The sequence below is a fragment of the Streptomyces sp. NPDC003456 genome, assembly GCF_042878735.1.
Taxonomy (GTDB): domain Bacteria; phylum Actinomycetota; class Actinomycetes; order Streptomycetales; family Streptomycetaceae; genus Streptomyces.
This window is the reverse complement of sequence record NZ_JBIAOK010000001.1, coordinates 1,132,687-1,152,119: the sequence shown is the minus strand read 5'-3', so window position 1 is coordinate 1,152,119 and position 19,433 is coordinate 1,132,687. Positions and strand designations below refer to the sequence as shown.

Genomic DNA, 19,433 nt, shown 5'->3' with positions numbered 1-19,433 from the left:
GGCGGGCCGGGGGAGGCGGTGCGGCGGTGCGCAGTGCGGAGTAGGCTCGATCGCGGCGAAGTGCACGGCGGCGTGGTCCCGATCATGAACGCACGCATCGAGGATTACGCCCTCATCAGCGATCTGGAGACGGCCGCCATGGTCGGCCGGGACGGGTCGGTCGACTGGCTCTGCCTGCCCCGCTTCGACTCCCCGGCCTGCCTGGCCGCCCTGCTGGGCACCGCGGGCAACGGGCGCTGGCGGCTCGCACCGGTCTCAGGCGGCACCTGTGCGCGCCGCTCCTACCGGCCCGACACCCTGGTCCTGGACTCCGTCTGGCAGACCCCGACCGGGACCGTGCGGGTCACCGACCTCATGCCGCCCCGCGCCGACGTGCCCTGCCTGGTCCGCGTCGTGGAGGGCCTGAGCGGCACCGTGGACCTGCGCAGCGAGCTGCGGCTCCGCTTCCACCAGGGGCGCGTCGTGCCGTGGGTGCGGGACGCGGGCCACTGCACCGTCGCGGTCGCCGGCCCGGACGCCGTCTGGCTCGGCGCCGAGGGCTCCGTACGCGACCGGGGCGACGCGGACGCCACCGTCTGGGACTTCACCGTCACGGCCGGACGCCGGCTGGCCCTCACCCTGGGCTGGACGCCCTCGCACCGCCCCGGGCCGCCCGCGCCCCTGTCCGTCCCCGCGGAGACCGCCGTCAAGGAGACCTCCGCCTTCTGGCGGGGCTGGGCCGGCCGGTGCCGCTACCGAGGGCCCTGGCGGGAAGCCGTCGTACGCTCCCTCATCACCCTCAAGGCGCTCACCTACGCCCCCACCGGCGCCATCGTCGCCGCACCCACCACCTCGCTGCCCGGGTCCATCGGCGGTGCGCGCAACTTCGACTACCGGTTCTGCTGGCTGCGCGACTCCAGCCGCACCCTGTCCTGCCTGCTGCGCAGCGGGTACCACGACGAGGCCGCGGCCTGGCTCGACTGGCTGATGCGGGCCGTCGCGGGCGACCCCGCCGACCTGCAGTCCGTCTACGGCGTCAAGGGGCAGCGGCTGCTCCCCGAGACCGAGGCGCCCTGGCTGGCCGGGTACGAGGGCTCCCGGCCCGTCCGCTTCGGCACCTCGGCCGTGGGCTGCTTCCAACTGGACGTGTACGGCGAGGTGATGGACACGCTGTGGCTGTCGCTGCGGGCGGGCATCGCCCTGCCGGCCCACGTGTGGGACCTGGTGGAGTCGCTCATGGGCTTCCTGCTGCGGCACTGGAGGGAACCGGACCAGGGGATGTGGCAGGCGGACGGCCCGCCGCGACAGTTCGTCCACTCCAAGATCATGGCGTGGGTCGCGGCCGACCGCGCCGTGCGCATGGCCGCGCTCCTCGGCCGCAACGGCCCCTGCGCGCAGTGGCGCGTCATGCGCGACGAGGTCCACCGGCAGGTCTGCCGCGAGGGCTACGACCCCGCGCGGCGGTCCTTCGTGCAGTCCTACGGCGCACCCGGCCTGGACGCCTCGGTGCTGCTCGTCCCCCGCGTCGGATTCCTGCCCGGCCGGGACGAACGGGTGCGCGCCACCGTGCGCGCCCTGGGCCGGCTGGACCACGGAGGGTTCCTGCGGCGGTACGGCGCGGACGGCTCCTCGCCGCAGCAACAGGCGGGCGGCGAGGGCGCGTTCGTCTCCTGCACCCTCTGGTACGCCGACGCCCTCGCCGCCACGGGGGACCGGCGGCAGGCCCGGGAGGTCTTCGAACGCGTGCTGGCCGTCCGCAACGACGTCGGCCTGCTGGCCGAGCAGTGGGACCCCGGCAGCGGCCGCCAACTGGGCAACGCGCCCAAGGCGTTCAGCCACATCGCCCTGGTGGAGACGGCCTTCGCCCTGTCGCCGGCCTCGGCGTGGAGCGAGCGCGGCCCGGTGACGCCCGCGCGGTGAACCGGCCTCGGCAGGTGACGCGTGCCCCCCCTGGCCGCCAACCCCCGGTGGCGGCCTACTGCTTGCTGTCGGGGGCCCGTGCCGTGCCGACGTAGCCCTGCGGGTTCAGCCGCTGGAAACGCCAGGCGTCCCGGCACACGTCGGCCAGGTCGCGGGTGGGCCGCCAGCCCCAGGCGCGGTGCACGGCCGACGCGTCGACCACCAGTGCGGCCACGTCCCCGGGCCGGCGCGGGGCGACGGTGTACGGCAGGGGCCGGCCGCAGGCGCGGGAGAACGCCTCGACCACGTCGAGCACCGAACGGCCCGCGCCGGCACCCAGGTTGTACACCCGCATGCCCGGCGCGTCGGCCAGGTGGTCCAGCGCGACGCGGTGCGCCTCGACGGCGTCCATGACGTGCAGGTAGTCCCGTACGCCGGTGCCGTCGGGGGTCGGGTAGTCGTCGCCGAAGACGGTGAGCCGCTCGCGCCGGCCGACGGCGACCTGGGCGAGGTACGGCAGCAGGTTCTCGGGCGTGCGGCGCGGGTCCTCACCGAGGAGCCCGCTGGGATGGGCCCCGGCCGGCACGGGATAGCGCAGGCAGAGCACGGTGAACTCGGGGTGGCGCCGGCAGACGTCCGCGAGGATCTGCTCGCACATCCACTTGGAGGACGCGTACGGGGTCCCGGGCCGCACCGGGGTCGCCTCGTCGAGCGGACCGCTCCCGGCGTCGCCGTAGATCCAGCAGGAGGAGGGGAAGACCAGCCGGTGCACCCCGTGCTGCTGCATGGTGTGCAGCAGGGCGGTCGTGCCGCCGACGTTGGTGTCGTAGTACGCGGCGGGCATCCGTGTCGACAGGCCCCCCGCCTTGTGCGCGGCGAAGTGCACGACGGCGTCCACGGAGTGTCGGTCGAAGACGGCCGAGAGGGCGCGCCGATCACGGATGTCCAGTTCGTACACCGCGCCGACGAAGCGGTCGGCGACCCGCTCCACCCGGGCGAGGACCTGCGGGGTGCTGTTGGAGTAGTCGTCGACCACGATCACCTCGTAGCCGTGGTCGAGCAGCTCCACGCAGGTATGGCTGCCGAGGAATCCCGCCCCGCCGGTGACCAGGACGGTCGAGGGCGCCCAGGAGGAGCCGGCTCGTCGGGCGGTCGGCAACTGGTTCCTGCGGGCCATGCCAGGACTCCCGCGTCAGGTGCGTCGGTACCGTATGTTTACGGTGTATATGTACGACTTTGCACCCGTTTCGCGAGCGGGTCAAGGCCTCACCGGCAACGGGCGTGAGGGGCCTGCCCGATCGGTCAGAGGTGGCGGCGTCGTCCGGCCGCCCCGCGGTCGTAGCGCTCGCGGGCCTCGACGGCGGCCGGGCGGGAGGCGGTCTCGGCGACCGGCACGTCCCACCACGCCTCGGCCGGGGGAGCGGTCGGGGTGGGGTCGGTCTCCACGTACACGCACGTCGGACGGTCCGCGGCGCGGGCCGCGGCCAGGGCTTCCCGCAGCTCGCGCACGGTCTTGGCACGCAGCACGTCCATGCCGAGGCTGGCGGCGTTGGCGGCCAGGTCCACGGGCAGCGGAGCACCGGTGAAGGTGCCGTCGGCCGCCCGGAACCGGTAGGCGGTGCCGAAGCGTTCCCCGCCGGTCTCCTCCGACAGGCCGCCGATGGAGGCGTAGCCGTGGTTCTGCAGCAGGACGACGGTGAGCGGCAGGCCCTCCTGGACGGCCGTGACGATCTCCGTCGGCATCATCAGGTAGGTGCCGTCGCCGACCAGCGCCCACACGGGCGTGCCCGGGGCCGCCTGCTGGACGCCGATGGCGGCCGGGATCTCGTACCCCATACAGGAGTAGCCGTACTCCAGGTGGTACTGGCGGGGACTGCGCGCGCGCCACAGCTTGTGCAGGTCGCCGGGGAGCGAACCGGCCGCGTTGATGACGACGTCGTCGTCGCCCACGACGGCGTCCAGCGCGCCCAGCACCTGCGTCTGGGTCGGCACCGCGCTGTCGTCGGCCGCCCGGAAGGCGGCCTCGACGACCCCGTCCCAGCGCTCCTTGCCGGCGCGGTACTGGGCCTCGTACGCCTCGGGCACGCGGTGCCCGGCCAGCGCCCCGGTCAGCTCCTCCAGTCCGGTGCGCGCGTCGCAGACCAGCGTGCGCGCCGCCAGCTTGTGGGCGTCGAAGCCGGTGATGTTGAGGTTCAGGAACCGCACGTCCGGGTTCTGGAAGAGCGTGCCCGAGGCGGTGGTGAAGTCGGTGTAGCGGGTGCCGACGCCGATGACGAGGTCGGCGGTGCGGGCGAGGTCGTCACTGACGGCGGTGCCGGTGTGGCCGATGCCGCCGAGGTCGGCGGGGTGGTCGTGGCGCAGTGAGCCCTTGCCCGCCTGCGTCGAGGCCACCGGGATGCCGGTGGCCTCGGCGAACGCCTTCAGCGCCTCCTCGGCCTCGCTGTGGTGGACACCGCCGCCGGCCACGACCAGCGGCCTCCCGGCCGACCGGATCGCGTCGACGGCGGCGGCCAGCTCCACCGGGTCCGGCGCGGGCCGCCGCACGTACCAGACGCGCTCGGCGAAGAACTCCTCCGGCCAGTCGTACGCCTCCGCCTGCACGTCCTGCGGCAGGGCGAGGGTCACGGCGCCGGTCTCGGCCGGGTCGGACAGCACGCGCATCGCCTGCAGCGCGGAGGGGATCAGCGCCTCGGGGCGGGTGATCCGGTCGAAGTACCGCGACACCGGGCGCAGGGTGTCGTTGACCGACACGTCCGCCTCCACCGGGTGCTCCAGCTGCTGCAGCAGCGGGTCGGCCGCGTGCGAGGCGAAGTAGTCCCCGGGCAGGAGCAGCACCGGCAGCCGGTTGATCGTCGCGAGCGCGGCCCCGGTGACCAGGTTGGTGGCGCCGGGGCCGATGGAGGTCGTCACCGCCTGCGCGGACAGGCGGTTGAGCTGGCGGGCGTGGCCGACCGCGGCGTGGACCATGGACTGCTCGTTGCGGCCCTGGTGGAAGGGCATCACGTCGGTGTGCTCGACCAGCGCCTGGCCGATCCCGGCGACATTGCCGTGGCCGAAGATGCCCCAGGTCCCGGCGATCAGCCGGCGGCGCACGCCGTCGCGCTCGGTGTACTGGGCGGAGAGGAACCGCACCAGGGCCTGGGCGGTGGTCAGTCGGCGGGTGCGGGCGCTCATCGGGAGGTCTCCGGGGCGGTGTAGAGGGGGAGGCGGGGGTCGACCGGCTGGTCTTGCCAGGTGTCGCGGATCCAGGCGTGGTCGGGGTGGTCGCAGATCAGCCAGGCGCGCTCGGCCTCCGGGCCCGCCATGACGTTGAGGTAGTACATGTGGTGGCCGGGGGTGGCCATCGACGGGCCGTGCCAGCCGTCCGGGATGAGGACGACGTCGCCGTCGCGGACCTCGGCCAGCACGTCGGTGTCGCGGCCGGGGCCGGAGGGGGAGACGCGCTGGTAGCCGAGACCGGGGACGCCGTCGTGGCCCGCGAACTCGAAGTAGTAGATCTCCTCCAGCACGGACTCCTCGCCCGGCCGGTGCTCGTCGTGCTTGTGCGGCGGGAACGACGACCAGTTGCCGCCCGGGGTGATCACCTCGACCGCGATGAGCTTGTCGCACTCGAAGACCCCGGCGGCGCCGAAGTTGTTGACCTGCCGGGAGCAGGTGCCGGTGCCGCGCAGCTCCACGGGCACCTCGGAGGCGGGCCCGTAGCGGGCGGGCAGCCGGCGCGTGCAGCGCGCTCCGGTCAGCGCGAAGCGCCCGCCGGCGGCGGACGTCACCGTGGCCCGGGCGTCGCGCGGCACGTAGGCGAAGTCGCTGACGCCGCTGAACACGTCGGCGCGGCCGGCGAGGTCGAAGGTGTCCTGGCCGAAGTCGTCCGCCGCGGCGACGGTGCAGGCCCCGGCGAGCGGGACGACGATCCACTCGCTGTCGCCGGTGCGGAAGGTGTGCGTGCCGCCCGGCGGCAGGTGGAGGACCCGCAGGCTGGAGAATCCCCAGCCGGCCGACTCGGGTGTGACGTCGACGGTGTAGGGGCCGCCCACGGCCTTGCCCGCGGGAAGGTGATACGTCATCGCGTGCCTTTCGGATCACGGTGGGAGCGGCGCACGGACTGCTGCACGGTCTCCTGGACGGACTGCTGCACGGACTGCTCCGCGGCTGTCGAGGACGGCTGCGCGGCCCGCCGCTTCACAGCAGGCCGACGGCGGTGTCCACCGCCTCTTCCACACTGCCCCCGGCCGGGTAGAGCAGCGACCGCCCGACGACCATCCCCTGGACGGTCGGCAGCCGCAGGGCCTTGCGCCAGCGCTCGTAGGCGGCCTCCTGGTCGCCGCCGACCTCGCCGCCCAGCAGCACGACCGGCAGGGTGGAGGCCTCCAGCACCTCGCCCATGTCGTCCGGGTCGTCGGTGACGGGCAGTTTCAGCCAGGTGTAGGCGGAGGTGCCGCCCAGGCCCGAGGCGATGGCGATCGACCGGGTGACCGCCTCGGCGGACAGGTCGTTGCGGACCCTGCCGTCGACCCTGCGGGAGATGAACGGCTCGACGAACAGCGGCAGCCGCCGGGCGGCCATCGCGTCGACCGCCCGGGCGGAGGACTCCAGGGTGGTCAGCGAGCCGGGGTCGTCGTAGTCGATGCGCAGCAGCAGCTTGCCCGCGTCGAAACGCAGGCGGTCGATGTCCTCGGCGCGGTGGCCGGTGAAGCGGTCGTCCATCTCGAACGAGGCCCCGGCCAGGCCGCCGCGGTTCATCGAGCCCATGACGACCTTGTCCTCCAGCACACCGAGCAGGAGCAGGTCCTCCAGGATGTCGGCGGTGGCGAGCACGCCGTCGACGCCGGGCCGCGACAGCGCGGTGCACAGCCGCTCCAGCAGGTCCGCGCGGTGGGCCATGGCCAGGCGGCGGTCGCCCACCGCGAGCGCGCCGCGTGCCGGGTGGTCGGCGGCCACGATCATCAGCCGGCCGCTGTCGCCGAGCAGCGGACGCCGCGTGCGGCGGGCCGCCGCCTCGGCGACCGCCTCGGGGTGGCGGGCCCGGATCGTGGTCAGCTCGGGAATGCCGATGTTCAAGGAAGGCTCCGTTTCAGTGGCTCGTGCCCGGCGACGGCACGCCGGCGAGGAGGTCCTCGACCTCGGACGGGGTGGGCATCGCGGAGGAGCAGGCGAGGCGGGAGGCGACGAGGGCCCCGGCGGCGTTGGCGTGGCGCACGGTCCGCTCCAGGTCCCAGCCGGCGAGCAGCCCGTGGCAGAGGGATCCGCCGAAGGCGTCGCCCGCCCCCAGGCCGTTGACGACGTCGACCGGCACCGGCGGCACCTCGACCCGGCTGCCGTCGCGGTGCACCGCCAGCACGCCCTTCGGCCCCTGCTTGACCACGGCCAGCTCCACGCCCGCCTGCAGCAGGGCGTCGGCGCAGGCGTGCGGCTCGCGCACCCCGGTGGCGATCTCGCACTCGTCGAGGTTGCCGACGGCGACCGTGGCGTTGCGCAGCGCCTCGCGGTAGTACGGGCGCGCCTCCTCGGGGTCGTGCCAGAACATCGGACGCCAGTCGAGGTCGAAGACGGTGATGCCGGCCCGGTCGCGTGCCTTGAGGGCGGCGAGCGTGGCGGAGCGGCTGGGCTCCTCGCTCAGGCCGGTGCCGGTGATCCAGAAGATGCGGGCCGCTCGGATCGCGAAGAAGTCCAGCTCGGCGGTGTGGATCTCCAGGTCGGGCGCCTTGGGGCGGCGGTAGAAGTACAGCGGGAAGTCGTCCGGCGGGAAGATCTCGCAGAAGGTGACGGGCGTCGGGTACGCGGCGACCGGCGTGACCCAGCGGTCGTCGACGCCGAAGCCCTTGAGCTCCTGGTGCAGGTACGTGCCGAAGGGGTCGTCGCCGGTCCGGCTGATCAGCGCGGTACGGCGGCCGAGGCGGGCGGCGGCCACCGCCACGTTCGCCGCCGAACCTCCCAGGAACTTCCCGAACGTCTCCACGTCGGCCAGGGGCACGCCCGTCTGCAGGGGATAGAGGTCGACCCCGATGCGGCCCATCGTGATCACATCGAGATACCGGGCCGGCTCGGCCATGGGCGACCTCCTCGGGAAGCTGGGGATGCGGCCCCGAGGGGCCCCTGACACGGTGGGGGCGGGGATCCCGCGGGACCTGCCGCCTCCCAGGTGTAGGTCGCGGAGGGCGCTGCTGTCAACACTTTGTACTTACATTCGGACCTGCTTGTGAAATGATGTCTTAACAAAGTATTGACAGCGGGCGCGGCAGGGGCTTGTATCCCGTGCCATCGCACCAGTCGGTGTGCGGCATCATGATCCGGACTCCGTAAGGCTCCGGGACCACGGATCCCTTCGTGATCCCTCCCTTTCCCCCGCAGTAGCACAGTGAGGTGCCAGGAAAGATGGACCGCTCTTCTCACCCCCGCTCTCGCAGGCTCGCGCCCGTCGTCGCCGTCGCCGCAGCGGCGGCCCTGACCCTCGCCGGCTGCTCCAGCAGTTCCGGGGGCAAGAAGTCCGAGGAAGGCGGCGCGAACGCCTCCGCCGGCAAGGCGAACACGCCCCGCATGACCGTCGCCCTGGTCACCCACCAGGCACCCGGCGACACCTTCTGGGACACCGTCCGCAAGGGCGCCGAGGCCGCCGCCGCCAAGGACAACATCAAGCTCGTCTACTCCGCCGACCCGAACGCGGGCAACCAGGCCAACCTGGTGCAGAACGCGATCGACCAGAAGGTCGACGGAATCGCCGTCACCCTCGCCAAGCCGGACGCGCTCAAGACCGTCATAGGCAAGGCCGAGAAGGCCGGCATACCGGTCGTCGGCCTCAATTCCGGCCTCAGCGACTGGAAGGACCTCGACCTGCTGGAATTCTTCGGCCAGGACGAGTCCGTCGCCGGTGAGGCCTTCGGCAAGAAGCTCAACGAGGTCGGCGCCAAGCACGCGCTGTGCGTCGTGCAGGAGCAGGGCAACGTCGGCCTGACCCAGCGCTGCGACGGTGTGGACAAGACCTTCGACGGCAAGCTCGACACCCAGAACGTCAACGGCACCGACATGCCGTCCGTGAAGTCGACGATCACCGCCAAGCTGAAGCAGGACCCGTCGATCGACTATGTCGTCACCCTCGGCGCCCCCTTCGCGCTGACCGCGGTCCAGTCCGTCGGCGACGCCGGCAGCAAGGCCAAGATCGCCACCTTCGACCTGAACAAGGACCTGATCAAGGCCATCAAGGGCGACGACATCCAGTTCGCCGTCGACCAGCAGCCCTACCTGCAGGGCTACCTGGCCGTCGACGGCCTGTGGCTCTACAAGAACAACGGCAACTACAGCGGCGGCGGCGAGCAGCCCGTGCTGACCGGCCCGGCCTTCGTCGACAAGTCCAACGTCGACCGGATCGGGGAGTTCGCCGCGAAGGGCACCCGGTGATGAGCATGACCCAGCAGGCCACGCCGGCGGTGGACACACCGCCGGCCCCCGGCCCCCGGCAGTCCGACGGGCGCACGCGGCAGCGGCCGCTCGCCCTGCGGCTGCTCGCCCGCCCCGAGGTCGGGGTCTTCCTCGGCGCCGTCGCCGTCCTCGTGTTCTTCCTGTTCGCCGCGCCGCCGGTGCGCGACGGCAGCTCCATGGCGAACATCCTGTACCAGTCGTCGACCATCGGGATCATGGCGCTGCCCGTGGCCCTGCTGATGATCGGCGGCGAGTTCGACCTGTCCGCCGGCGTCGCCGTCGTCACCTCCGCGCTGACCGCGTCGATGCTCAGCTACCAGCTGACCCTGAACGTCTGGGTCGGCGTGATCGTCGCCCTCCTGGTGTCCCTCGGGATCGGCGCCTTCAACGGGTGGATGCTGGTCAGGACCGGCCTGCCCAGCTTCCTCGTCACCCTCGGCACCTTCCTGATGCTGCAGGGCGTGAACCTCGCGGTGACCAAGCTGGTCACCGGCAACGTCGCCACCGACGACATCAGCGACATGGACGGCTTCGCCCAGGCGCAGAAGATCTTCGCCTCGACCTTCGAGGTCGGCGGCGTCAACGTGAAGATCACGGTCGTCTGGTGGCTCGTCTTCGCCGCCCTGGCCACCTGGGTCCTGCTGCGCACCAGGTACGGCAACTGGATCTTCGCCGTCGGCGGCAACAAGGACTCCGCGCGGGCCGTCGGCGTCCCCGTGACCTTCACCAAGATCTCCCTGTTCATGCTGGTCGGCTTCGGCGCCTGGTTCGTCGGCATGCACCAGCTGTTCTCCTTCAACACCGTCCAGTCCGGCGAGGGCGTGGGCCAGGAGCTCATCTACATCGCCGCGGCCGTCATCGGCGGCTGCCTGCTCACCGGTGGCTACGGCTCCGCGATCGGCCCGGTCTTCGGCGCCTTCATGTTCGGCATGGTGCAGCAGGGCATCGTCTACGCCGGCTGGAACCCCGACTGGTTCAAGGCCTTCCTCGGCGTCATGCTCCTGGGCGCCGTCCTCATCAATCTGTGGGTCCAGCGCACGGCGACCCGGAGGTGACCGCGATGACCAGCAACACGACCGGCACCCACGGCGCCGTCCGCGAGGACGAGCCGCCCGCCGGAGAACGCCCCCTCGTCGAACTGCGCGGCGCGGGCAAGTCCTACGGCAACATCCGCGCCCTGCACGGCGTCGACCTCACCGTCCACCCCGGCAAGGTGACCTGCGTCCTCGGCGACAACGGCGCGGGCAAGTCCACCCTCATCAAGATCGTCTCGGGGCTGCACCAGCACACCGAGGGCGAGTTCCTCGTCGACGGCGAGCCCGTGCGCTTCTCCACCCCGCGCGAGGCCCTGGACCGGGGGATCGCCACCGTCTACCAGGACCTCGCGGTCGTCCCGCTGATGCCGGTGTGGCGCAACTTCTTCCTCGGCTCCGAGATGACCAAGGGCCCCTGGCCCGTGCGCCGCCTCGACATCGACACGATGAAGAAGACCGCGGACGAGGAACTGCGCAACATGGGCATCGTCCTGGACGACCTGGAGCAGCCCATCGGCACGCTCTCCGGCGGCCAGCGCCAGTGCGTCGCCATCGCCCGCGCCGTCTACTTCGGCGCCCGCGTCCTCATCCTGGACGAGCCGACCGCCGCCCTCGGCGTCAAGCAGTCCGGAGTGGTCCTGAAGTACATCGCCGCCGCCCGCGAGAAGGGCCTCGGCGTCATCTTCATCACCCACAACCCGCACCACGCCTACATGGTCGGCGACCACTTCAGCGTGCTGCGCCTCGGCACCCTGGAGCTGTCCGCCGACCGCAGCCGGGTCAGCCTCGAAGAACTCACCAACCACATGGCCGGCGGTGCCGAACTGGCCTCCCTGAAGCACGAGCTGGCGCAGGTCCGCGGCGTCGACGTCCAGGGCCTGCCCGAAGAGGGGGAGATCGGTGCCCCCGCAGCCGCGTCGTCGGAAGGAAAGTCCTGACATGGCCCTCGCGCTCGACCGCATCCGGGTCGGCTCCGCCCCCGACTCCTGGGGCGTCTGGTTCCCCGACGACCCCCGGCAGGTGCCCTGGGAACGCTTTCTCGATGAGGTCGCCGAGGCCGGCTACTCCTGGATCGAACTCGGCCCCTACGGCTACCTGCCCACCGATCCGGCCCGCCTCACCGACGAGGTGGCCAGGCGCAACCTCGAGGTCTCCGCCGGCACGATCTTCTGCGGACTGCACCGCGGCCCCTCCGAGTGGGAGTCCACCTGGGAGCAGGTCAGCCGGGTCGCCGCCCTCACCCAGGCCATGAACGCCGAGCACCTGGTGGTCATCCCGTCCTTCTGGCGCGACGACAAGACCGCCGAGATCCTGGAGCCGCCGGAGCTCACCACCGAGCAGTGGCGCCACCTCACCACCGGCATGGAGCGCCTCGGCCGGGAGGTCAAGGACACCTACGGCCTGGACATCGTCGTGCACCCGCACGCCGACACCCACATCGACACCGAGGAGCACGTCGAGCGGTTCCTCGACTCGACCGACTCCCGGCACGTCAACCTCTGCCTGGACACCGGTCACTACGCCTACTGCGGCGGCGACAGCGTCAAGCTGATCGAGACCTACGGCGAGCGCATCGGCTACCTGCACCTCAAGCAGGTCGACCCCGAGATCCTCGCCGACGTCGTGAAGAACGAGGTCCCGTTCGGCCCGGCCGTCGCACGCGGTGTGATGTGCGAACCGCCCGCCGGTGTGCCCGAGCTGGGTCCGGTCCTCACGGCGGCCCAGAAGCTGGGCGTGGACCTGTTCGCCATCGTCGAGCAGGACATGTACCCCTGCGAGCCGGACAAGCCGCTGCCGATCGCCGTGCGCACCCGCAGGTTCCTCAAGTCCTGCGGCGCCTGACGGACCGGAAGGACGCCCATGACCGAGCGTGCCCCCCTCGGAGTCGCGGTCATCGGGACCGGGCGGATGGGCGCCGACCACGCGCGCCGCATCCACGAGGTCACCGGCGGAGCACGGGTGGCCGCCGTCGCGGACGTCGACGCGGAGCGGGCGAAGGCCGTCGCCGCCCGGGTCGGCGGCTGCCCCGCCCACACCGACCCGTCGGCCGCGATGGCCGCCGACGGCGTCGACGCCGTCCTCATCGCCTCCCCGGGTCCGGCCCACGAGGCCACACTGCTCGCGGCGTTCGAACGCGACCTGCCCGTGCTGTGCGAGAAGCCCCTCACCCCCGACGCGGCCTCCGCCCTGCGCGTCCTCGAAGCCGAGCAGCGCCTCGGCCGCCGCCGCGTCCAGGTCGGCTTCATGCGCCGCTACGACCCCGAGTACGCCGAGCTGAAGGCCCTGCTGGCCACCGGACGGCTGGGCCGCCCGCTGATGCTGCACAACGTGCACCGCAACGTCGCCAGTGCGCCCTTCTTCACCAGCTCCATGCTCGTCACCGACTCCGTCGCCCACGAGGCCGACGCGACCCGCTGGCTGCTGGGCCACGAGATCACCGCCGTCACCGTGCTGCGCCCCGCGCCCTCGTCCGGCGCGCCGGACGGCCTGCAGGACCCCCAGTTCGTCGTCTTCGAGACCGACGGCGGCGCCCTGAGCGACGTCGAGATCTTCGTCAACTGCGGTTTCGGCTACCAGGTGCGGGCCGAGGTGGTCTGCGAGCGCGGCACCGCCCGCATCGGCGACGGCCACGCCCTGGTCACCCACACGGCCGGCCGCTGGGGCGGCACCGTCGCCCAGGACTGGACCGAGCGCTTCGAGACCGCCTACGACCGTGAGATCCAGAGCTGGGTCGACGCCACCCGCCGCGGCGAGGTGACGGGCCCGAGCGTCTGGGACGGCTACGCGGCGGCGGCGGTGTGCGAGGCGGGGGTCCGGGCGCTGCGGGACGGCGGCCGGGTGCAGGTCGAGCTCGTGGACAGACCCGCGCTGTACGCCTGAGAGGACGCGCGGGAGGACAGGAGGAAGGGCCCGGTACCGGTACCGGGCCCTTCCTCCTGTGTCTGCGGCCGCACGTCCCCCGCCGGTCCGCCGGGCGGTCGGTGGCGTGTGCCGGCCGCGCACCGGTGTCAGGTGCGCGGCGGTCGCCGTGCGCTCACGCCTGCCGCACCTCGTCGATCGTCACCGGGCGGTGCTCGTGCAGCGACCGGGTGCACGCGTCGGCGATCCAGCCCGCCTCCAGGGCGTCCTCGATCGTGCAGGGGGAGGGACGGCTGCCGGCCACGACCTCGGTGAACGCCGTCAGTTCGGCGCGGTAGGCGTCGGTGAAGCGGTCCATGAAGAAGTCGTGCGGGGTGCCCGTTGGGAACGTCGTGCCCGGCTCGACCGAGCGCAGCGGCAGCTTGTCCTCCAGACCGACCGCGATGGAGTCCTGGAAACCGTGGATCTCCATGCGGACGTCGTAACCCCGGCCGTTGTGGCGGGAGTTGGACACCACCGCGAGGGTGCCGTCGTCCAGGGTGAGGACCGCGCCGGTGGTGTCGGCGTCGCCGGCGTCCCTGATGAAGTCGGCACCGCGGTTGCCGCCCACGGCGTAGACCTCGGTCACCTCGCGGCCGGTCACCCAGCGGATGATGTCGAAGTCGTGCACCGAGCAGTCGCGGAAGATGCCGCCCGAGGCGGCGATGTACGCGGCCGGCGGCGGCGCCGGGTCGAGCGTGGTGGAGCGGACCGTGTGCAGCGTGCCGAGCTCACCGCCGAGCACGGCGGCGCGGGCGTTGACGAACCCGGCGTCGAAGCGGCGGTTGTAGCCGATCTGGACCGGCACGTCACTGCCCCGCACGGCTTCGAGCACCTCGACGCCCTCGGCCATGGTGCGGGCGACGGGCTTCTCGCAGAACACCGGCACCCCGGCCTCGACCCCGGCCAGGATCAGCGCCGGGTGGGCGTCGGTGGCGGCCGCGACGACGATGCCGTCCACACCGGCGGCCAGCAGCGCCTCCGGCGAGTCCACGACCTCGGCCCCGAACCGCTCGGCGGCGGCCTTGGCCGCGTCCGCGAACGGGTCGGTCACCACGAGGGAGTCGACGGCGGGGAGTCCGGAGAGGGTCTCGGCGTGGAAGGCGCCGATGCGGCCGAGGCCGAGGATTCCGATACGCATGGGGTGTTGCTCCTGGAGAGGGTGAGTGGTGCGGGCGGGTGGTGCTCAGTCGAGTCCGCCGAGGACGTTCTGATCCCAGTCGATCACCGACCCGGTGACCACCCCGGACCGGTCCGACAGCAGCAGGACGACGAAGTCGGCGATCTCGTCCGGCTGGCCGAGCTTGCCCATGGGCAGCCTCGCGGCGGCCTCCTCGCGCCAGTCGTCCCCGGCCCCGTGGAAGGCGCGCTGCGTGGCGTCCTCGCCCTCGGTCGCCGTCCAGCCGATGTTCAGCCCGTTGATCCGGATCCGGTCCCACCGGTGCGCGTGCGCGGCGTTGCGGGTCAGGCCGATCAGGCCGGCCTTCGCGGCCACGTACGGGGCGAGGAACGGCTGGCCGCCGTGGGCCGACGACGTGATGATGTTGACGACCGTGCCGGGCGCCCCGCGCCCCACCATGTCGGCGACGGCCGCCTGCATCGCGAAGAACGGTGCCTTCAGGTTGATCGCGATGTGCTGGTCGAACAGCTCCGGCGTGGTGTCCAGCAGCGTGCCCCGGGACGTCAGCCCCGCGGCGTTGACCAGGCAGTCGACGCGCCCGTAGGCGCCGACGGTCTCCGCGACGGCGCCCCGGGCCTGCCCGGCGTCCGCGAGGTCGGCCCGGACGAAGCGGGCCTTGCCGCCCGCGGCGGTCAGTTCCGCGACCAGCGCCTCACCGGGCTCGGCGCGCCGGCCCGTGAGGGCGACGACCGCTCCCTCGCGCACCGCGGCCCGCGCGACGGCCGCGCCGACCCCCTGGCTGCCGCCGTTGACCAGCACCACCTTGTCGTCGAGAAGTCCCATGGCGTCCCTCAGCCTTCCCGCCGCCGCGCGGCGGCCCGCAGCTCCGCCCGGAGCACCGCCGGTTCCCACTCCTCGGTGAGCGCCCGCCGCACCAGGTCCGCCTGCGAGGGCGGGGCGAGCCCGTCCAGCGGCGGATCGCTGTCCAGGTCGGTGGGGAAGGGGTAGCCCTCGGCGCTCGCCGCCACCACGTTGTCCAGCCACGCCGGGTCGGCGCCCTCGGCCTTGCGCCTGAGCAGCACCGGGTACACGGCGTTGGCGACGGCCTCCCGGTCGACCGTCTCCATGGCCCGCCCGAACGCCGACGACACCTGCAGCAGGTTCGCCATGCGCCGGATGCCGGAGGAGCGGTTGGTGCCGGCGGCGTGGAAGAGCGCCGGGTTGAAGAACACCGCGTCGCCCTTGGCCAGCGGCAGCTGCACCTGGTGCTCCTCGAAGTAGGCCCGGAACTCCGGGCGCCGCCAGGCGAGGTAGCCCGGCTCGTACTTCTGCGAGTGCGGCAGGTACATCGTCGGCCCGGACTCCACCGGCATGTCGCAGTGCGCGACCGCGCCCTGGAGGGTCAGCACGGGGGACAGGCGGTGCACGTGCGCGGGATAGGCGGCGGCCTTCTCGTTCGTCAGGAAGCCCAGGTGGTAGTCGCGGTGGGCGCTCTGCGCGGCGCAGCCCGGGTTGACCACGTTCAGCTGGGAGGTCACCTGGTAGCCGGGGCCCAGCCAGGCGGTGGCCACCAGGGCGAGGACGTCGTTGGCGTAGTAGTCGGCGAACGCCTCCGCGTCGTACAGGGCGGCCTTCTCCAGCGCATTCCACACACGGTCGTTGGCGCCCGGGGCGGCGAAGTGGTCGCCGGCCGCGGTGCCCGAGGCGCGCTGCTCGGCGATCAGCGCCTCGAAGACGGCGGTGGCCCGGTCCACGACCCCCGGATCGGGGAACGCCCCGCGGAAGACGACGATGCCGGGACCGTCGGCGAGGGCCCGCACCAGCTCGGCCTGGACCATGCGGTCGCCTTCCAGCAGCGCGCAGTCGTACACGGGCACGTTGCGCTCCACCGCCGAGGCGTGCGGGACGTCGGACGGGTCGGTCGCCTGCTCGACCAGGCCGCGGAACGCGTCGAGGTCGCAGTCCTGCTCGGACAGCCAGGCGCGGTGGTGCACGGAAGTGAAGGACATCGTCGTCCCTTCGGGGGTCACGGAGCGGCGCAGCTCTGCCATTCTTGTCAGTACAAACCCCTCGAACAACCAGCAGCGAGCCATCAAAAAGCCCTCAAGGAGCCGGCGCATGGGCCACCCCTTCCCGATTCGGGAGATCGCACGTCAGGCGGGGCTCAGCGAGGCCACCGTCGACCGGGTCCTGAACGGCAGGGGAGGTGTGCGCGACAGCACCGCCAGGGAGGTCCACCGGGCCATCGCCGACCTCGACCGGCAGCGCACCCAGGTCCGGCTCGTCGGCCGGACGTTCATGGTCGACCTCGTCATGCAGGCACCGGAGCGCTTCACCACGGCGATCCGCGCCGCCCTGGAGGCCGAACTGCCCTCCCTGCACCCGGCCGTGCTGCGCTCGCGCTTCCACTTCCGCGAGACCGGCGCCGCCGAGGTGGTGCGCATCCTCGACCGCATCGCGCGGCGCGGCTCCCAGGGCGTGGTCCTCAAGGCCCCGGACGTCCCCGAGGTCACCGCCGCGGTCGGCCGGCTGGAAGCCGCCGGCATACCCGTGGTGACGCTGGTGACCGACCTGCCCGCCAGCGCCCGCCGCGCCTACGTCGGCATCGACGACCGGGCCGCGGGCGCGACGGCCGCCTATCTCATGGGCCAGTGGCTGGGACGGCGGCCGGGCAACGTCCTCACCAGCCTCAGCAGCGGCTTCTTCCGCAACGAGGAGGAGCGCGAGATGGGCTTCCGCAGCGTCATGCGCGCCCGCCACCCCGACCGCACGCTGGTCGAGATCACCGAGGGGCAGGGCCTCGACGCCACCCAGTACGACCTCGTGCGCGCCGCGCTGGAACGCGATCCGGACATCCGCGCGGTGTATTCGATCGGCGGCGGCAACATCGCCACCCTGCGGGCCTTCGACGACCTCGGCCGCGAGTGCGCGGTGTTCGTCGCGCACGACCTCGACCAGGACAACACCCGCCTGCTGCGCGAGCACCGCCTGTCCGCCGTGCTCCACCACGACCTGCGCCAGGACGTGCGCGAGGCCTGCCACACCGTCATGCGCGCGCACGGCGCCCTGCCCCCGGCCGGCCCCACGCTCCCCTCGGCGATCCAGGTGGTGACCCCGTACAACATGCCCCCGCAGGCAGCCGTGTGACGGGCCGCGCGGACCGGGCGTGGGTGCGGGAGAAGACCCGGCGCGCGCCCTACCGTCGGGCACCATGTGGACCTCGCGCCCGGACGGCAGCCCCGAACGGCTGGTGACCCTGGTGGACGGCGTGTTCGCCATCGCCGTCACCCTGCTCGTCCTCGACCTCTCCGTCCCCCGGGACCTCGACCCGGACGCCTACCGCGACGCCCTGCGCGACCTGCTGCCCGACATCGGCGCCTACGCGCTCAGCGTCGCGGTGCTCGGGAGCTTCTGGCGCGACCACCGCCGCATCTTCCAGGACGTCCGGGAGATCGACGGGCAGGTCATCGGCATCTCCATGGCGGGCCTCGGGATCGCGGCCCTCGTCCCCTTCCCGACCAGGCTGCTCGCCGAGTACGGCGCCGAGCCCGTGTCGGTCGCGGTCTACTCCGGCGCGGTCGCCGCGCTCGCCGCCGCCCATCTCGCCGTCGCCGCCGTCCTGGCCAGACGCCCCTGGCTGCGCCACGGCCGCACCTCCGAGGCGGCCACCCCGCTCTACCTCCTCGACAGCGCCACCTCCGTGGTGGTCTTCACCGCCACCGTCCCGCTGGCCCTGGTGGCCGGCCCGCGGATCATGTGGGTGTGGCTGGTGCTCGTGCCGGTCAAGGTCTACCTGGGCCGCCGGCTGCAGGCAGCGAACTGAGCGGGGCACCGCAGCCCCGGGCCGGGCTCCGAGGGCGCGCGCCCGCGCACCCCCTCGGCGGCGGCTCTCACCGCTGCCCGGTCACGTCCTCCCACGTCCCGCCGGCCGCCGAGCGCGCCATCGCGTCCAGGGCGGCCGCGCTGTGCACCGCGTCCCGCACCGTCGCCCCGTACGGGGTGCCCTCGGCGACCGACCGCAGGAAGCGGTACGCCTCGACGACCTTCAGGTCGTCGTAGCCCATGGCGTTCGCCGCCCCGGGCTGGAACGCGGCGAACTCCCCGTGCGCGGGCCCGGCGTACACCGTGGTGACGGACTGGTCCTGGTACGTCGTGCCGCGGCTGACCCCCAGTTCGTTCATGCGCCGGAAGTCCCAGAAGACCGCGCCCTCGGTGCCGTGCACCTCGAAGCCGTAGTTGTTCTGCTCGCCGACCGAGACCCGGCAGGCCTCCAGCACGCCGCGCGCCCCGGAGGCGAAGCGCAGCAGGCAGCCGACGTAGTCCTCGTTCTCGACCGGGCCGAGCTCCCCGCCCGAGGCACGGCTGTGGCCCGCCGTCGCGCCGGTGGGGCGGGCCCGCTCGGGCAGGAAGATCGCCGTGTCGGCGGTGAGGGACGCGATGTCGCCGAGCAGGAACCGGGCCAGGTCGACGCCGTGGGAGGCCAGGTCGCCCAGCACTCCGCTGCCCCCGCGCTCCCGCTCGTAACGCCACGTCAGCGCGCCCTCGGGGTGGGCGGCGTAGTCGCTGAACAACCGGACGCGGACATGGGTGACCGTGCCGAGTTCCCCCGAGGCGATCAGGTCGCGGGCCGCCTCGACGGCGGGCGCGTTGCGGTAGTTGAAGCCGACCGTGCCCTGCACGCCCGCCGCGGCGACCGCGTCCGCCACCGCGCGGGCGTCCCCGGCGGTCAGGCCCACCGGCTTCTCGATCCAGATGTGCTTGCCCGCCTCGGCCATCGCGACGCCGATCTCGCGGTGCAGGAAGTTCGGCGCGGTGATGCTGACCGCCCGCACCCGCGGGTCGGCGGCCACCTCGCGCCAGTCGCGGGTCGTGGAGGCGAAGCCGAACCGCGCCGCCGCCTCCTCCGCCCGGCCGGGCACCTCCTCGGCGACGGTCACCAGTTCCGGGGCGAGGGGCAGCTGCGGATAGTGGTGCCGCACGCGCGCGTACGCCTGGGTGTGCACCCGCCCCATCCAGCCGAATCCGATGACGGCGACGCCGAGCGTGTCCACCATGAGAGCCCCTCTTTGGACCGTTCCAGAACCTGTCCA

The 19,433-nt window shown here is 72.9% G+C and carries 17 protein-coding genes; 8 read left to right on the top strand and 9 right to left on the bottom strand.

The annotated features are described in order from the left end of the window. The first annotated feature begins 84 nt into the window (after positions 1-84). Positions 85-1,899 carry a glycoside hydrolase family 15 protein gene (locus ACFYWG_RS04720; protein ID WP_389199272.1) on the top strand — a complete coding sequence of 605 codons (1,815 nt, stop codon included), beginning with the start codon at positions 85-87 and terminating at the stop codon, positions 1,897-1,899. 55 nt (positions 1,900-1,954) lie between these two features. On the opposite strand, the gene galE is transcribed toward ACFYWG_RS04720, so the two are convergent. From galE to iolC, 5 genes are all read right to left on the bottom strand, one after another. Beyond that, positions 1,955-3,055, bottom strand: a complete 1,101-nt coding sequence (gene galE / locus ACFYWG_RS04715) for a UDP-glucose 4-epimerase GalE (protein WP_383506253.1) — start codon at positions 3,053-3,055, stop codon at positions 1,955-1,957. Positions 3,056-3,180: 125 nt separating this feature from the next. Next, complete coding sequence (iolD, locus tag ACFYWG_RS04710; protein ID WP_389199271.1) at positions 3,181-5,052, bottom strand: 3D-(3,5/4)-trihydroxycyclohexane-1,2-dione acylhydrolase (decyclizing); 1,872 nt, start codon at positions 5,050-5,052, stop codon at positions 3,181-3,183. Next, positions 5,049-5,942: a 5-deoxy-glucuronate isomerase gene (gene iolB / locus ACFYWG_RS04705; RefSeq protein WP_383506247.1), complete on the bottom strand. Its 894-nt coding sequence runs from the start codon at positions 5,940-5,942 to the stop codon at positions 5,049-5,051. The genes iolD and iolB overlap by 4 nt, the downstream gene beginning before the upstream one ends. Before the next feature lie 115 nt (positions 5,943-6,057). Next, positions 6,058-6,936 (bottom strand): deoxyribose-phosphate aldolase, encoded by an 879-nt coding sequence (locus ACFYWG_RS04700; RefSeq protein ID WP_389199268.1) that lies wholly within the window; start codon positions 6,934-6,936, stop codon positions 6,058-6,060. Positions 6,937-6,949: 13 nt separating this feature from the next. Beyond that, positions 6,950-7,927, bottom strand: coding sequence for a 5-dehydro-2-deoxygluconokinase (gene iolC, locus ACFYWG_RS04695; RefSeq protein WP_389199266.1), 978 nt, complete (start codon positions 7,925-7,927; stop codon positions 6,950-6,952). Positions 7,928-8,250: 323 nt separating this feature from the next. Here iolC and ACFYWG_RS04690 point away from each other — a divergent pair, with 323 nt between their 5' ends. From ACFYWG_RS04690 to ACFYWG_RS04670, 5 genes are read left to right on the top strand one after another with little or no spacing between them, the layout of a single operon-like run. Beyond that, positions 8,251-9,270, top strand: coding sequence for a sugar ABC transporter substrate-binding protein (locus tag ACFYWG_RS04690; protein ID WP_376324672.1), 1,020 nt, complete (start codon positions 8,251-8,253; stop codon positions 9,268-9,270). Next, on the top strand, positions 9,270-10,346 hold the full coding sequence (locus tag ACFYWG_RS04685) for an ABC transporter permease (protein WP_376324675.1): 1,077 nt from the start codon (positions 9,270-9,272) through the stop codon (positions 10,344-10,346). The genes ACFYWG_RS04690 and ACFYWG_RS04685 overlap by 1 nt, the downstream gene beginning before the upstream one ends. A 5-nt stretch (positions 10,347-10,351) precedes the next feature. Beyond that, positions 10,352-11,263 carry an ATP-binding cassette domain-containing protein gene (locus tag ACFYWG_RS04680; RefSeq protein WP_389199264.1) on the top strand — a complete coding sequence of 304 codons (912 nt, stop codon included), beginning with the start codon at positions 10,352-10,354 and terminating at the stop codon, positions 11,261-11,263. Between the two features lies 1 nt (position 11,264). Further along, positions 11,265-12,167: a sugar phosphate isomerase/epimerase family protein gene (locus tag ACFYWG_RS04675; RefSeq protein ID WP_376324681.1), complete on the top strand. Its 903-nt coding sequence runs from the start codon at positions 11,265-11,267 to the stop codon at positions 12,165-12,167. 18 nt (positions 12,168-12,185) lie between these two features. Further along, entirely contained in the window at positions 12,186-13,205 is a 1,020-nt protein-coding gene (locus ACFYWG_RS04670) for a Gfo/Idh/MocA family protein (RefSeq protein WP_385416844.1), read from the top strand. A gap of 154 nt (positions 13,206-13,359) precedes the next feature. On the opposite strand, the gene ACFYWG_RS04665 is transcribed toward ACFYWG_RS04670, so the two are convergent. Genes ACFYWG_RS04665 through ACFYWG_RS04655 form a run of 3 tightly spaced genes read right to left on the bottom strand, consistent with a single transcriptional unit; the run spans position 13,360 to position 16,352 of the window. Further along, a complete protein-coding gene (locus ACFYWG_RS04665; protein ID WP_389199261.1) occupies positions 13,360-14,364 on the bottom strand; it encodes a Gfo/Idh/MocA family oxidoreductase in 1,005 nt (334 codons plus the stop codon). A 45-nt stretch (positions 14,365-14,409) separates the two neighbouring features. After that, positions 14,410-15,186, bottom strand: coding sequence for an SDR family oxidoreductase (locus tag ACFYWG_RS04660; RefSeq protein ID WP_389199259.1), 777 nt, complete (start codon positions 15,184-15,186; stop codon positions 14,410-14,412). Between the two features lie 8 nt (positions 15,187-15,194). Beyond that, complete coding sequence (locus ACFYWG_RS04655; protein WP_389199467.1) at positions 15,195-16,352, bottom strand: phytanoyl-CoA dioxygenase family protein; 1,158 nt, start codon at positions 16,350-16,352, stop codon at positions 15,195-15,197. A 109-nt stretch (positions 16,353-16,461) separates the two neighbouring features. Here ACFYWG_RS04655 and ACFYWG_RS04650 point away from each other — a divergent pair, with 109 nt between their 5' ends. Both ACFYWG_RS04650 and ACFYWG_RS04645 read left to right on the top strand, forming a co-directional pair. Beyond that, positions 16,462-17,490 carry a LacI family DNA-binding transcriptional regulator gene (locus ACFYWG_RS04650; protein ID WP_383506224.1) on the top strand — a complete coding sequence of 343 codons (1,029 nt, stop codon included), beginning with the start codon at positions 16,462-16,464 and terminating at the stop codon, positions 17,488-17,490. 64 nt (positions 17,491-17,554) lie between these two features. Beyond that, a complete protein-coding gene (locus ACFYWG_RS04645; protein WP_376324693.1) occupies positions 17,555-18,166 on the top strand; it encodes a TMEM175 family protein in 612 nt (203 codons plus the stop codon). A gap of 67 nt (positions 18,167-18,233) precedes the next feature. Here ACFYWG_RS04645 and ACFYWG_RS04640 read toward each other — a convergent pair whose 3' ends face one another. Beyond that, positions 18,234-19,397, bottom strand: coding sequence for a Gfo/Idh/MocA family protein (locus tag ACFYWG_RS04640; RefSeq protein ID WP_383506220.1), 1,164 nt, complete (start codon positions 19,395-19,397; stop codon positions 18,234-18,236). Positions 19,398-19,433 lie beyond the last annotated feature (36 nt).